Genomic DNA, 14,025 nt, shown 5'->3' with positions numbered 1-14,025 from the left:
AGACCAGTTACCTAAATTATTTCGAACCTTTTACCCATCGCAAGCCCCACTGATAAGCTTTGTCCATTTCCTGATGACCTGAGAAATAACTTACTGTCTTTTCGATACTGAACGTCTGATTATTCACGTTATTAATGAGAGCGATGGCACACATTCCCTTGCCGTTGTTATGCTCGTCCAAACGAATGATGATCTCAGGACCATCTTTCTGCTTGATCGTTACGACTCCATCAGCATCAGACCACTTCGACACACCTTGGTAAATAAAAGCAAATACTAGAATCCGCTTAATATCACGAATTTGAGCACCATTAATTCTCAGGTTTTCGCCCGTTGTAACTGAACCCGTACGATCATCGCCATCAAGCACAATATAAGGCTCCGAGTGAAGCGATCCAAAGGAATTACCTAAGGCTTGGACAACGGATTTGGTACCATCGGTTAGTTCATATAGACATCCTAAATCAAGATCTACGCCACCCCGACCAAATAGCCCCGACTTCTTCTGATTCCAGTTCAGATTAATGACAATTTCGCCAATATCGCCTGAGCCCTTCTTCAGATTAATGACATCCCCGCGCTTTTTCAGTTCAATTTTAGCTAAATTGACTGGCGCTGGGGCTGGCTCGGTCTTAGGAACCGGCGTCGGCGTCGGTGTCGGAATAGGTTTCGGCGTCGGCGCTGGCGTCGGTACTGGAGTGGGTGTTGGGGCTGGTGGAGGCGTTGGTGAAGAGTCAGACCCATCTGCTTGTACCTCAATACCAAAGCTAGCACACAATGCCTCGAGACCACCTGAATAACCTGAACCAATGGCACTAAATTTCCATTCACCTTGATGTCTATATAATTCTCCGACGACAATGGCTGTTTCTATAGAGAAATTTTTTCCGAGATCATAACGAATTAATTCTGAGCCCGTAGTCGTATCTACAATACGAATATAAGTTCCATCCACATCTGAAAAACTTTGTTTTCTTTTCTCACCATCATAGATGGTTAAACTAAAAGCGATTCGTTCATAGGCAGGAGGAACATCTCTCAGCGAAATGATTACTTGCTCCTTGTCCATCTTACCCACATATGACGTTTTATTGTCGGACTGGACCGATACCGAACCGCTTCCGCCTACAGGATTACCATAGAAAATCAAATCCTCATCTTGCGTTACTTTGTTGTTACCACCAAGAAGGAAAGCTGAGAAATCTACTTCAGCAGCTCCTGAACTGAGCCAGCCCATACCTACAGCAACTCGGGTTAGCGAAGGATTGGACTTAGTTAAATCACCCTTTTGACCTTTTACTAATGAGATTGTCATATGTATCACCCTTCTACCGTCCGCATAAGGGTACCAGCTAAGGCACCCAGCGGAACTGACTGTTATTGTGCATCAAGGCCGTAATTCTTACATAAAGCAGATAAGCCACCGGAGAACCCAGATCCTACGGCTTGGAATTTCCACTCTGTACCCTGTCTGTACAATTCGCAGATGACTACAGCTGTCTCAATGGAGAAGTCCTCGCCAAGATCAAAACGCAGTACCTCACGGTCACTTAGTTCATCAACAACACGTACGAAGGCATTTGATACTTGTCCGAAGTTTTGGCTCCGCGCTACTGCATCATGGATAGTAACCGTGATACCTACACGCTGAATTTGCTCTGGAATGAGAGAAAAGTCAATTTTAATTTGCTCATCATCTCCATCACCTTCGCCTGTGCGGTTATCCCCTGTATGAATAACTGAACCGTTAGGTGTCTTTGCATTGTTATAGAAAATGAAATCTTCTATACCCTTGGCCTTGCCATCTTGATAGAGCATGAATGCAGAAGCATCTAGATCAAATTCAGCACCGCCGTTGTACTTATTGGTATCCCAACCAAGACCAATAATAACCTTTTGCAGACCTGGATTTGTTTTGGTTAAATCAATGCGTTGTCCTTTAGATAAACTGATCGACATACGATCGCTCCTTCCAAATGTATCATTCAGCTAGAAACTATGAATGGATTGATAGAGAAAGGCCGCCGTTTAATGAGGCGGCCCCATCTTCTAATTACCCAACATCAAGTCCGAAATCACGGCATAGGCCAGCAAGACCATTTTGATAGCCACTACCTACAGCGCTGAATTTCCATTCACCGTTGTTACGGTACAATTCAGCTACAACAATAGCTGTTTCAACTGAGAAATCTTCGCCAAGATCATAACGGATCAGCTCGTCGCCAGTGCTGTCGTTCACGATACGTACGAATGCATTCGATACTTGTCCGAAGTTTTGAGCGCGTACGTCAGCTTCATAAATCGTAATACAGAAAGAGATTTTTTCAATTTCAGCAGGAACGGTAGCTAGATCCACTTTAAGCTGCTCATCGTCTCCTTCACCTTCACCAGTACGGTTGTCACCCGTGTGCTCAACAGAACCATTCGAGCTCTTAGGATTGCTGTAGAATACGAACTCTTTCTCAGAACTTACTTTACCCGTAGCGTTTAGTAGAAAAGCAGAAGCGTCTAAGTCAAAATCTTTACCGCCATCGTATTTATTTGTGTCCCAGCCTAGGCCTACCAAGATTTTTGTCAAACCTGGGTTTGTTTTAGTCAAATCTACCTTTTGTCCTTTTTGCAAACTAATAGCCATAATTAAATCCCTCGCTTTTCTAATTTATAAGTATTTTTGCGATAATATATCAATATGTTTAGCGTGAGCACCTTCACCAATTGCATTAAACTTCCATTCTCCATTATGACGATAGACTTCGCCGACAACTAAAGCTGTCATCCCTGCGTAGCTATCTGTCAAATTGAAGCGGATTAGCTCCTGCTTATTAGCTGGATTTAAGACCCGAATATAAGCAGAACGAATCATTCCGAAATCCTGACCTCGTGATTCACACTGATAAATGTTAACAACCATTAGAACCTTCTCGATATTTGACGGTATATTTGCAAGATCAATCGAAATTTGCTCATCGTCACCGTCACCAGCACCCGTTAAGTTATCACCGGTATGACGTACCGAGCCGCAAGGACTCTTTAAATTATAGAAACATATGACATGTTTAGGGTCGGGCAATTTATTATCCGCATTCAGCATTAATGCCGAAGCATCGCAATCGATATTGGCTGCCTTTTTCTTAAAACCGAACATGCCCTTAGATTCCGCTTCAGCCGGGTCCCAACCCAAACCAACCAGAATGCTGCTTAGTCCAGCATTTCCCTTGGTCAAGTCCACTTTTTGTCCTTTGACAAGCGAAATTGACATTTTCTTACTCACCCCCTCTCATAAAATACCATTACTTCCATTATAGCATTTCCCTGTGATGCTGAATCGCATTTTTTGGGGCTTTTTATCTCATACGGTAAGATACTGTAGAAGTTTCATATATTGAATTTTTTCATATATTTTCAAAAATAAAAGCACCCCGTCCATTGGGACAATGCCCGCTATGAGGTGCTTCAACAATTATAACTGGGTTTTATTGATAGATTTACAGACCAAATTCACCAGGACTCAAGCTAAGACAGTTGCAAATATCCCGAACAACCGCTTTTTCCTGATCATCAAAATCACCGTCTGCCGCACCGACTGCGCAACATACACCAACGATAATACGTGCGACATCTGGCTTGGATCTAAACTTACCAATCACACGCAATGATTCTTGCTTTCCTACCATTACATCAAATTCCATGTTTCCAGCATAATGGTTGAAACGTTCAATGACCTCGCTCATGTTAAATACATTCAGCGCTTCGCTTCTTCCCATGTAAGCAGCCATCTTTTGTTTCTCAGCAGCATCAATGGTTCCATCTGCCACGGCTACGATTGCGCAGCCCGCAACAATTGCATCCATAAGATCCTTGTTCTTGTGGCGTTTGACCTGATCAGTCAATCCTGTTTTTGTTTTGGATAACCATCCTTGAAAAGCATTAAGTGTCGACATATCCATACCTCCATTTTTAATAAATCATCATTCAAATTAACCGATTAACGACTTGGCTTTCGCTTCCTGAATCCACGATGGGAACTCATTTAGTAAACGATCATACAGTTCTTCATCTGCTATTTTGCTCAGACTAGTGACTTGGAAGAAGTTAGCGTTATCTATAAATCTACCATCTAGATCGTCCATTTCTTTAAGAAACTTAAATTTTTCGTCTCCCACGCCAACAAACTGCCAGAATATGCCGAGTTGTGACGATTTGGATATGATCTCAGCCGTATCTTCATGATCAAAGCAATTGCCGTCAGTCACAAATATAACGTAGACTGGTTCCTGTTTCAAATAACGACTATTTTCGATAGAGACATCCTTCTTACCAAGTCCCAAAAATCCACTTTTCTTCGTGCTGAGTGCTCCTGGAAAATAATAATCGACAATGCGTTTCATCACTCCGGCATAATTCGTGCCGTTCTCTAAATCGTATTTGGAATAAATCTGTTTGTTAACGAAATCATAAAAGTTCTCTTGTTTAATCTCGCCAATTTCATAGTCTTTCAAACCAAACAGGAATACGTCCGCAGCACCGTTATCATCAAAATTCATGCCAAGGCCTAGCGTCCGCTCACATACCTCCTGCACTACACCGCTACGGTATAACTGAGTCATCGAACCTGAAATATCCAATGCTAGTGCAACTCGTGCGGTCTGTCCTTGAAGCCCCCTCTTCGAAAGAGAAATGGTAGCCTTCTTAGATAGATCGATTAGACGTTCTTCAGCTCTTTTCTGCAAGTCAATACTCATGAGCTCGTCCCTCCGTTCATTGTAAATGACATTACAAATCATACGAATTATTCCAACATGCAGTTGTCGAAAGTATATAACTTTTGTCGTATGCCAGTCAACTTGATATATCCATTTCACCTAATAATAACCTGTGGTCAAGCAACGCTAAAAAAGCGCTGCATCCCCCTTCGGATGCAGCGCCTCGTCATATGAATAATGAAATTATAGCTTGATATTATCCTCATTAAAATAATCTTCTAGCGTCAAGCCACTCTTCGCTATATCTGGCGCTAAATCAGTACCGATGTAACGAATATGCCAAGGCTCATACACATAACCTGTCGTTCCTTCCTTACCTTCCGGATAACGAATCACGAAGCCATAATCCGCAGCATGCTGCGCTAGCCACTTACCTTCAGCGGAAGTTCCAAATACCTCCTCGATGGCGTTATTCACACTTGGACTAGACACATCAATGGTAAGACCTGTTTGATGCTCACTTGTACCAGGAACCGCACTGACGCGTGAAGCATACTCTTCACCTTTGGTTCGCACATTATTCGCATAAATCACCTTCTGCCGAGCATAGGAACGGTAGCCAGAAACTGCACGCATTTCCATGCCATCCTCCTTCGCACCTGCAAATAACCTCTCTAAAGCCTCGGCTGCTTCCTTACGCATATGACGTTTCTCATTAGCTCCATCAAAAGAGAAAGGCACATTCGGCTCTACCAAATCTCCAGGTTCATAACCTTCAGGTAGACTACGCTGTTTATTTACAATAACCGTAATAGCCTCCGGGTTCGTCACAACCTCATGACCATCCACTTCTTTAACAGTTGCTTGGAGAGCATTCTCACTACGCTTCGCCATAACTGGGTTAGCGACTTCATTCCCTTGATTCCCGCTTGCCGGTGAATTTAGAGTCTGTCCCTTCCCAGCATCTGAACCACCCGTATCCTTATCACACCCGCTCAGCACTGCTGTCGATATCGCAAAAGCTGCAATCAGCATGCTTGTCCATACGATCTTATTCCATGTACGTTTCATGATTTCATATCTCCTTATCCAACCTGTTTACCCTATTACATGCTTACATTCATCTATTCGACCGATTTACCCAAAGGCTTCGGTTAATGTTCAAGATTGTCATGGCTAATAGACTTCAATCGTTCTTCAGCCCGTTTTGCCGTACGAGATATGATATCTCGCAGCACAGCTTCCACTGTCTTCAATTCTGGCAGAAATGCCGGCCACTCGTCGAATGGAAGCTCTTTAATCGTAACCGCATGTGGTGTTAAACGTATGTTAACCTCGTTAAAAGCGGCACCCGGTTCATGCAATTTCCCTTGCTCTGCAGCTTCTGCCAGCCATTCACCTGCTGAAGGCCCACTCTTGCTCTTCTCCTCCAACCGCGCTGCCTCTTCAGCAGCCGGTGTCCCAGAATGGGCGGGTACCAACTGAGCCCACCCTCCGAACACGCTAGCTAACAGTATTTCACGACTCAGTCCTAACAGTAGCAACCGAAGCATGGGTTCCTCCTTCAAACGCTGCTGCGCTTGAAGGAGCACTGCTTCTGCATGTAGACACACAGCGTCTATACCGCTGTTGCTGCTATGTTTATCTTTGTTACAACTACACGCCGGTGTCCCCCAAATGAATCCAGTATCCACAGGAAGCAAACGATCCAGCCATGGAGTTGTCTCTCCTTGCAGCAATGCGTAAAGCTCATATAAATTAAGCTCGAGCCGCTTCTCTATTTCTGCTTTGACGCTTGGTACCTTTGCTTCACAAGGAATGCTCACTTCCAAGACCCCTTCAGGAGACTCCGTTTGTACATCTTTTGGCGAGTCTGAAGCTAGACTCTGCAACACCGGAGAAGGATGTGCACTGCCCGCAGTCACTTTGCCTTTAACGAGGCCGGGTACAATATTCAATTCAATGCTCCAAGCTTCTTTTGTCATAGTACCCTCCCTTAGCCCTGTCCGCTTCCAGTGCTCTCACACCGCTTCATTATACGAATAGCAATTACATCCAATCCTCACCCTGCAGCTTGATTAAATCTTGCAGCTCGGTGTCTGACATTTCAGTCAGCCATGTTTCCCCTGAGCCGACGACTTGCTCGGATAAAGCTTTCTTATGCTCAATCAACTCATCAATTCGTTCCTCCAGCGTTCCTTGGCAGATCAGTTTATACACCTGTACATCCTTCTCCTGGCCAATACGGAATACACGGTCGGTTGCTTGATTCTCAACCGCTGGGTTCCACCATCGGTCATAGTGCATCACATGATTTGCACGGGTCAAATTCAAGCCTACACCTCCCGCTTTAAGGGAGAGAACGAAGAATGAGGGCCCCGTGCCCTCCTGAAAGGACGTTACCATGTTATCGCGATCCTCTTTGGGAATACCCCCATGTAGGAAGAATGGTGCTCGACCGTAGCGCTGCTCTATGCGTTCCACGAGCAAATGACCCATCGCCACATACTGAGTGAAAATAAGCGCGGACTCACCATTCTCTTCAATGCTATCCAGTAAATCAAGCAAACGTTCCATTTTTCCAGAAGCCTCGAGTTTAGAATGTCTGCCGTCTTCCCGTCCAACCAACTGAGGGTGGTCGCATATTTGTTTCAGTTTCGTTAGCGAAGACAGAACAAGGCCTTTGCGAGCAATACCTGTTTGCTGACCAATCTGCCCCATCATCTGATCCACTACGCTTGGTACATTGCGCCCTGGGTTTCAGAGAGTGTGCAGTAAGATTTAATTTCAATCTTCTCTGGCAGATCCTTACGTATATCTGGGTCACTCTTTAACCTACGCAGCATAAACGGAGATACAAGCTTATGCAGCTCTTGAAGCTTACCTTGTTGAACATCCCCCACTGTATAACGCTGCCGGAAGGATGAGGAACTTCCCAAGTAGCCCGGATTCAGAAACTGAAAGATCGACCACAACTCGCCAAGTCTATTCTCCACAGGCGTACCTGTCATCGCAATGCGATGTGGAGCATTCAGTTTCATAACACTTTGCGCCTGTTTTGTACGGTAATTTTTAATATACTGAGCTTCATCTAACACAACGGACGCCCAAGCCACAGAGGCCAGATCGACTCCATCCCTGCCTGCAAGATGATACGTTGTAAGGATAACATCATGTGTTGCCGTCTGTTCCTGAAAATCTTCACTATGCAGACGACGATTACCATGATGAATATACAATGCTAAATCAGGTGCAAACCGCTGTAGTTCACGCTGCCAATTACCCAGAAGCGAAGTTGGGCAGATGATGAGTACGGGATTCTTACGTTCCGAATGGTGCTCAAGTAAGCATGTAATGACCTGAATGGTCTTACCTAGACCCATGTCATCTGCAAGACATACCCCAAAGCCCATATCTCTCATAGCAGCAAGCCACTGAAAGCCACGTTCCTGATAGGGACGAAGTATGCCATGTAACGAAACGGGTACAGGGCGGGGAGGCACCTTACGCAGTCCATCCTCACCAAGCAACGATTGTAGATATCCAGGTGTCTCCACATGTGTGACATCTATACCTTTCCAGTTGCGTTCTCCCTCTTCAGATGCTGTTAAGTGAATCCAATCGGACATATCCATCTCGCCTTGTTCATACCGCTTCAAATAACGAAGCACTTGGCGAATTTCCTTTAGATCCAGCTCGATCCACTCGCCCCGGAACTGTACATAGGGAAGAGTTGACTCCGCAAATGCTGCAAGCTCTTCACGCGTAAGTGTCTGTCCGCCTATGGCAGCATCCGCACGAAAGGCAATCAATTGCTCCATGCCGATGATTGGCATGCCTTGAGTGCCAGCAGCATCTTCCTGTGCCACCATCTTGAGGGATAGCCCGATCCGGCGTCTTCCGCGGCGGGTCCATTCTGAAGGCAACTGCACTGTAATGCCCGCTTTGTTTAATTGTGGAACCGTATTACGCACGAACTCCACCATCTCTAAGGGTTCTAGTTCCATACCCTCCGGTGCTGGAATGGTCAATGCTTCACGAATATGCACAGAGAACTCCGATGCAGCGCCAAGTGCAAGCAGCATTTGTTCCTGTACAGCAGGGTAGACCCGACCGCGGCGAATCATGTCCGTCTCCAGTGATCCCCATATGGATCGAATAGGAAGCCATGCACCAAATTCGTCTTGAAACTCAGCCCAGAACGATACATACCAATGTTCTGCTACATCTGTATGGCGAGGCTCTAGTCGAAGGCCAAGCTGAAGCTGTCCATTCTGAGCGGCATCCTCTCCTTCACCAGCTGTGGGAATCGCCGTGCCCCCGATTAGACTGACAGCCTGTGTTAATTCTGCCACCTCTTCGGGTGCTCCTTGAACGTTAAGGGTACGGCTTGCGGTAAGCAAGCTATTCCACCAGAGCTTCTGTAGCGGCGAATGCCCCCTACGATAATCCGTCAAATTTCGGGATAGTTTCCCTTCTGATTCCCGGATAACCTCTTGCACTTGTCCGTGAATCATAGCAGTTAGGAATGAGTGCAATACTACCGCACCTGCTTCTTCACGCGTGCCTGGTTCTGCGCCAACAAGCGCAGACACCCCGAGCGCGACAGGTGGCATAGAAGCCGCAAGCTGCATAAATCGCTCCACGTCTTGTGGTTCTTTAAGCCTTGGCTTCCACTTGCTCATGACAGCCTGTTCGCCAGTCTTGCGCCGCGATGTTCCAGCGGCAAGCGGAGCTGTCCCAGGTGCAACGTTGCCCTGTAACATTAGCTCTAGCGCGAACCTTGCACACTTAGCCCAATAGGCCATCTCCGCCCCAGGTTGGATTCCTTGCTGCAGTAAAGATGCCTCGTCCCAAGTAAGTAGTAGGGTTAGTGCATCAGCTCCACTCAATGCGAGTCCCTCTAGCGTTCTGCCCATCAACTGACGTCGTTCGCCACGACGGTTACTGCTGCGGGCACCTACTACTGGGGAAGGATATTTAAGTTCTGCGAGACGCAAACCAGCTTGGGCAAAGGGACGTGCTCCACTCTTCAGCACAAATTTCTTAACCACTTTGCTCCATGCATCTACTTTCGGTTCGGACATCTCACCAGAAAAACAAAAAAACACGTCACCTAGCCATACGCCATAAAGCGGTTGATTCATGGTTGTCTCCTGTCGTTTTTCCGAATTACACATATAATTCCATCTTATACGAAAATGGTTGAATTTAAAAACCGCGAAAGACCTGATTTCTGCCTTACGACACTATTCTAGCTATTATATCCAAAAGTTCCCCATCATCCAACCCCGGAGGGATAACAAGAGTAAGCAAAAAACCCGCCTCTTCACTAAGAAAAGGGCGGGTTAAGCTTCAATATTAGGTTTACTTAACCGGGGTAATGTTCCATTTACCGCCTTCAGCACTGTCCTGAACTTGAATGTGCACATCTCCACTCTGTGGATCTACAGCCCATCCTTGCTGTCCTAAAGCCAGTTCATTTAGTGAGATAGGGTCAAGACCCGATATCGAGTTCGGCACGAAATGGGGTTGACGTAAAGTAAAACGTAATTGATTTCGGTTAGCATCGTATTCTTTATGAAGATATTCATAAGAAAGTTCAAGCATACTCTCCATTCCCGTTAACTCAACTTTCAGCTCCGAATACACTCCATTTTCATACGCAAAGCTAACACCATCATCCTCATATAGCATATATTCCGCATGGAATTGAGGAGTTGCAGCAGCGCTATATATATGAAAAGTAATCGTCTCATCAATCCCATCCTGAGCATATTGCTTAAGCGGCCCTTGGGATATGATAGCACCTGCCTTCACATACATCGGCATCTTATCAAGCGGACAGTACGCTAGGATGTGCTTGCCACCTTCATGAGCCTCTCCAGACCAATAATCGATCCATGTGCCTTCTGGTAAATAGACGGCACGATGATCTGTATCGGGACGATACACCGGTGCGATAATTACAGAATCTCCGACCAGGAATTGGTCACATAGATTGGTTACGTTTGGATCATTCGGATATTCCAGAATAAGCGGACGCATGAGTGGTAAGCCGCTTACGGAAGCTTCATGGAAAAGATTGTACATGTGTGGCATCCAGCGATATCGCAGTCCGATGTACTCACGCATGATTTGTTCAATTTCTACTCCGAAGGACCAAGGCTCTTGTCGCATCGTATCAATGGATGAGTGATTACGACAATAAGGGAAGAATACACCCATTTGAGTCCAGCGTACGAGTAGCTCTGCTGAAGTATGATGCGCAAATCCGCCAATATCTGGGCCCGCAAAGGCAATTCCAGATAGCCCCATATTCAGTACCATTGGCATCGCTAGTGCCATATGCTCCCAGAAACTACGATTATCTCCCGTCCATACGGCTGCATATCGTTGTATTCCTGCGTAACCAGCTCGAGTAAGTACGAATGGGCGTTGACCGTCCATATTGTCCTTCATGCCTTCATACGTAGACTTGGACATGAGCATTCCATATAAATTATGCAATTCTTCATGAGTTAATGGATTGCCGTTATTGCCATGAATCACATCGAGATCCATCGTCTTACTCGCATTAAAGACTGCTGGCTCGTTCATGTCGTTCCAGATTCCTTCAATGCCTAGCTCAGTATAGAAGCTATGTTGATCAGCCACCATTTAGACGTGCGGTCCTCCGTAAAATCAGGGAATGCACTCGTTCCAGGCCATACATCACCGAAGAAGATATCTCCTTCAAGTTTTTTACAAAAGTGATTGTCAGTAACACCTTCGCGGTAAATTGGATACTTAGGGTCCTTCTTGACGCCGGGATCTACGATTGGCACAATCCGTATACCCATGTTTCTAAGTTCACTCAACATTTTGTCTGGATCAGGGAAACGTACAGGATCGAACGTAAACACCCGGTATTCATTCATGTAATGGATATCAAGGTATATGACATCACATGGAATATTCTTCTCACGGAATGTCTTCGCTAAATCAAGCACTTCTTGCTGATTCATATAGCTATATCTTGACTGATGGTACCCAATTGACCATTTAGGCGGGATGGCAATACGCCCCGTTAGGAATGTATATCGTTTTACGACTTCCTTCAGTTCAGGACCATTAATGAAATAAAGATCATATGAACCCGTAGAACAACCGATAGAGAAGGCGATACCATGTGATCTCATATCAAAGTCGGAGCGTCCAGGGTTATCCAGGAACAAACCATAGCTTAAACCGCTATGCATATGGATCATGAGAGGTATCGATTCATATAGTGCTTCGATTTCTGGCATATGAGGTGCGAATACGTCTGTATTCCAGTTTGTATAACGTTCACCCCGCTTATCTAGAAAGCTCGCTTTTTCTCCCAATCCATAGAAATGAGAATCTGTTGGCATTTCAAAAATAGCATTAGCTGCGCCGCGCGGGCTGAAGGAAATAATTTTTTGCTCAGCAATGATTTGTCCTTCTTTATTTTTAACTGTGAGTCCAAATGTCCGCTTATCCAGCTCTACAAGGAGTGTAGACGTTCCAAATTTTATCCCGTCCACAGACTCTTCTACTTGGACCTCTACCGATGCAGGACTTTCTTGGACGGGCTGTATAGCAATGGTCGTCGTAAGATCCAGATCTGTTCCGGTAAAGAATTTAATACGAAATAAATCCTCTGTAAGGAAGACAATCGCAGCTCCTCCGCGCTCCGCACGACATACATAGACATCACCTTGCTGTTCCAATGCCTTAAAGCTACCTATCGTTTTCCAAGCTTCTTGCATACTAATCGGTCCCAATTTATCCGGATGAATGGCTTCGCTACCTTCCATAATTCAATACTCCCCTTTCATGATGAAAAGAGGCCCCTTTTCAATTGCAAAAGGAAGCCTCGTTATTTAAAGTTCAAGTCTCGGACTTCAAATTTAGTTTTACTTTTTCAAATTGTCCCATGTTTTTTGTAAATCAGCAAATAATTTCTCTTTATCCGACTTACCTGCGATATATGCCTGCATACTTCCAGCAAACTCATTCCAAGCCCCACCAGGGAATCGAGCAAACTGCCAGCTTAGAAGTTTGTCTTCTTTACTGTATTTAACCACTTCTGCGCCCAATGCGCCTAAATCTTCTTCTGTCGCATTAATACTCTTAAATGCTGGGATGAATTTGAACTCTTTCGTGATGTACTGTTTACCTTGATCAGACGTCACCAACCATTCCAAAAATTCTTTGGCTTCAGCTTTCACTTTAGAGTCTTTCGTTACAACCCAGTTATTTGGAACACCTACGAGCAGTTTATCATTTTCTTTAGCATCATCATTAATAGGCATTGGCAGCATACCAATATTCATGTTTGGCGTAATACCGTCAATTTGCCCTTGAGTCCAGTTGCCTTGTTGTGTCATCGCAGCTTGCCCATTAGCAAACATCGTCATTTCTGTATTGTAATCCGTCGTTAATGGATTTTTATTACCGTACTTGAGTGTCAAATCAAACAACTTCATGAACTCCTCCATTTGAGCGTTGCCAGCAAACTTCTGAGTGCCATCGTTCAGTCCTTGAATGTATGCACCCGGATCTTTCTGATGGACAAATGGGACATTTAACGTATGTTGGCCTATAATCCATCCTTCTTGATAGCCGTTAACAAATGGTGTAATTCCAGCATCCTGCAATTTCTTAGCCGCTGCTTCTAACGCCGTTAGCGTTGTGGGAACCTCTGTAATGCCTGCCTTCTTGAATAAATCTTTATTGTACACGAATCCATAGCCTTCAAGATTCATTGGTTGTCCATAGATTTTACCATCTTTCGTGATTTGATCCTTGGATACATCAACCATATCACTTACCCATTTTTGATCTGAGAGATCCTCAAGTTTAGGCTCCCACGTATTCAGATCTGTATAGCCCCCTACGTTAAAAATATCTGGCTCTTCGCCCGAAGCAAACTTCGCCTTGAGTGCTGCTCCATAATCTGAGCCGCCGCCAACCGTTTGAATGTCGAGCTTCACACCAGGATGACTTGCTTCATAATCTTTCTTCAGTTTATTTAATGCTTCAGCAATTTCAACTTTAAATTGAAAAATATGAACCGTTTTAGTTTCTCCAGTACCACCTGTCTCTGTACCAGTAGCATTATTGTCGCTCTTAGAACCACAACCCGCTAGGACTACGGAGAGTGCAAGCATCGAGGCTAATGAGATTTTTGTGCGTTTTTTCATGAATAAATCCTCCCTTTTAATATCTCTGTGTATGAAGTCATTCAAAGATGTTGTAATCGCTTACTGACCTCAGTATAGCCGAGTCATGATTACCCACATCACTTACAATATTG

Annotated in this window: 11 protein-coding genes and 1 pseudogene; all 12 read right to left on the bottom strand. The window is 44.9% G+C overall.

The window, feature by feature from the left end; all coding sequences use genetic code 11:
* Positions 1–16 precede the first annotated feature (16 nt).
* Positions 17–1,315, bottom strand: a complete 1,299-nt coding sequence (locus tag JCM16418_RS16420; RefSeq protein ID WP_036651078.1) for a TerD family protein — start codon at positions 1,313–1,315, stop codon at positions 17–19.
* Positions 1,316–1,377: 62 nt separating this feature from the next.
* On the bottom strand, positions 1,378–1,959 hold the full coding sequence (locus JCM16418_RS16415) for a TerD family protein (protein WP_036651076.1): 582 nt from the start codon (positions 1,957–1,959) through the stop codon (positions 1,378–1,380).
* A gap of 94 nt (positions 1,960–2,053) precedes the next feature.
* Positions 2,054–2,635: a TerD family protein gene (locus JCM16418_RS16410; protein WP_036651074.1), complete on the bottom strand. Its 582-nt coding sequence runs from the start codon at positions 2,633–2,635 to the stop codon at positions 2,054–2,056.
* Positions 2,636–2,659: 24 nt separating this feature from the next.
* Positions 2,660–3,259, bottom strand: a complete 600-nt coding sequence (locus JCM16418_RS16405) for a TerD family protein (RefSeq protein ID WP_036651072.1) — start codon at positions 3,257–3,259, stop codon at positions 2,660–2,662.
* 226 nt (positions 3,260–3,485) lie between these two features.
* A complete protein-coding gene (locus JCM16418_RS16400; protein WP_036651070.1) occupies positions 3,486–3,941 on the bottom strand; it encodes a tellurite resistance TerB family protein in 456 nt (151 codons plus the stop codon).
* Positions 3,942–3,977: 36 nt separating this feature from the next.
* Positions 3,978–4,742 carry a VWA domain-containing protein gene (locus JCM16418_RS16395; RefSeq protein ID WP_036651068.1) on the bottom strand — a complete coding sequence of 255 codons (765 nt, stop codon included), beginning with the start codon at positions 4,740–4,742 and terminating at the stop codon, positions 3,978–3,980.
* A 204-nt stretch (positions 4,743–4,946) separates the two neighbouring features.
* Positions 4,947–5,774, bottom strand: a complete 828-nt coding sequence (locus JCM16418_RS16390) for a M15 family metallopeptidase (RefSeq protein ID WP_036651066.1) — start codon at positions 5,772–5,774, stop codon at positions 4,947–4,949.
* Between the two features lie 83 nt (positions 5,775–5,857).
* Positions 5,858–6,688: a hypothetical protein gene (locus JCM16418_RS23890; protein WP_052020420.1), complete on the bottom strand. Its 831-nt coding sequence runs from the start codon at positions 6,686–6,688 to the stop codon at positions 5,858–5,860.
* A 64-nt stretch (positions 6,689–6,752) separates the two neighbouring features.
* Positions 6,753–9,850 (bottom strand): annotated as a pseudogene (locus tag JCM16418_RS16380) (DEAD/DEAH box helicase).
* A 220-nt stretch (positions 9,851–10,070) separates the two neighbouring features.
* Positions 10,071–11,363 (bottom strand): glycoside hydrolase family 31 protein, encoded by a 1,293-nt coding sequence (locus JCM16418_RS26715; protein ID WP_306304799.1) that lies wholly within the window; start codon positions 11,361–11,363, stop codon positions 10,071–10,073.
* Positions 11,327–12,523, bottom strand: coding sequence for a TIM-barrel domain-containing protein (locus JCM16418_RS26710; protein WP_306304798.1), 1,197 nt, complete (start codon positions 12,521–12,523; stop codon positions 11,327–11,329). The genes JCM16418_RS26715 and JCM16418_RS26710 overlap by 37 nt, the downstream gene beginning before the upstream one ends.
* Before the next feature lie 99 nt (positions 12,524–12,622).
* The gene (locus JCM16418_RS16370) at positions 12,623–13,912 is read right to left on the bottom strand and encodes an ABC transporter substrate-binding protein (protein ID WP_036651063.1); all 1,290 of its coding nucleotides are present in this window, start codon (positions 13,910–13,912) and stop codon (positions 12,623–12,625) included.
* Positions 13,913–14,025 lie beyond the last annotated feature (113 nt).

It is taken from the genome of Paenibacillus pini JCM 16418 (assembly GCF_000576305.1).
Taxonomy (GTDB): Bacteria; Bacillota; Bacilli; order Paenibacillales; family Paenibacillaceae; genus Paenibacillus_AQ; species Paenibacillus_AQ pini.
The sequence above is the reverse complement of the archived record's forward strand: the minus strand, read 5'-3'. Positions and strand labels throughout refer to the sequence as shown.

Excerpts from the sequence above, each read along its gene's own strand:
- JCM16418_RS16420 (WP_036651078.1), bottom strand. The coding sequence starts at position 1,315 with ATGACAATCTCATTAGTAAAAGGTCAAAAGGGTGATTTAACTAAGTCC.
- JCM16418_RS16415 (WP_036651076.1), bottom strand. The coding sequence starts at position 1,959 with ATGTCGATCAGTTTATCTAAAGGACAACGCATTGATTTAACCAAAACA.
- JCM16418_RS16410 (WP_036651074.1), bottom strand. The coding sequence starts at position 2,635 with ATGGCTATTAGTTTGCAAAAAGGACAAAAGGTAGATTTGACTAAAACA.
- JCM16418_RS16405 (WP_036651072.1), bottom strand. The coding sequence starts at position 3,259 with ATGTCAATTTCGCTTGTCAAAGGACAAAAAGTGGACTTGACCAAGGGA.
- JCM16418_RS16400 (WP_036651070.1), bottom strand. The coding sequence starts at position 3,941 with ATGTCGACACTTAATGCTTTTCAAGGATGGTTATCCAAAACAAAAACA.
- JCM16418_RS16395 (WP_036651068.1), bottom strand. The coding sequence starts at position 4,742 with ATGAGTATTGACTTGCAGAAAAGAGCTGAAGAACGTCTAATCGATCTA.
- JCM16418_RS16390 (WP_036651066.1), bottom strand. The coding sequence starts at position 5,774 with ATGAAACGTACATGGAATAAGATCGTATGGACAAGCATGCTGATTGCA.
- JCM16418_RS23890 (WP_052020420.1), bottom strand. The coding sequence starts at position 6,688 with ATGACAAAAGAAGCTTGGAGCATTGAATTGAATATTGTACCCGGCCTC.
- JCM16418_RS26715 (WP_306304799.1), bottom strand. The coding sequence starts at position 11,363 with ATGGTGGCTGATCAACATAGCTTCTATACTGAGCTAGGCATTGAAGGA.
- JCM16418_RS26710 (WP_306304798.1), bottom strand. The coding sequence starts at position 12,523 with ATGGAAGGTAGCGAAGCCATTCATCCGGATAAATTGGGACCGATTAGT.
- JCM16418_RS16370 (WP_036651063.1), bottom strand. The coding sequence starts at position 13,912 with ATGAAAAAACGCACAAAAATCTCATTAGCCTCGATGCTTGCACTCTCC.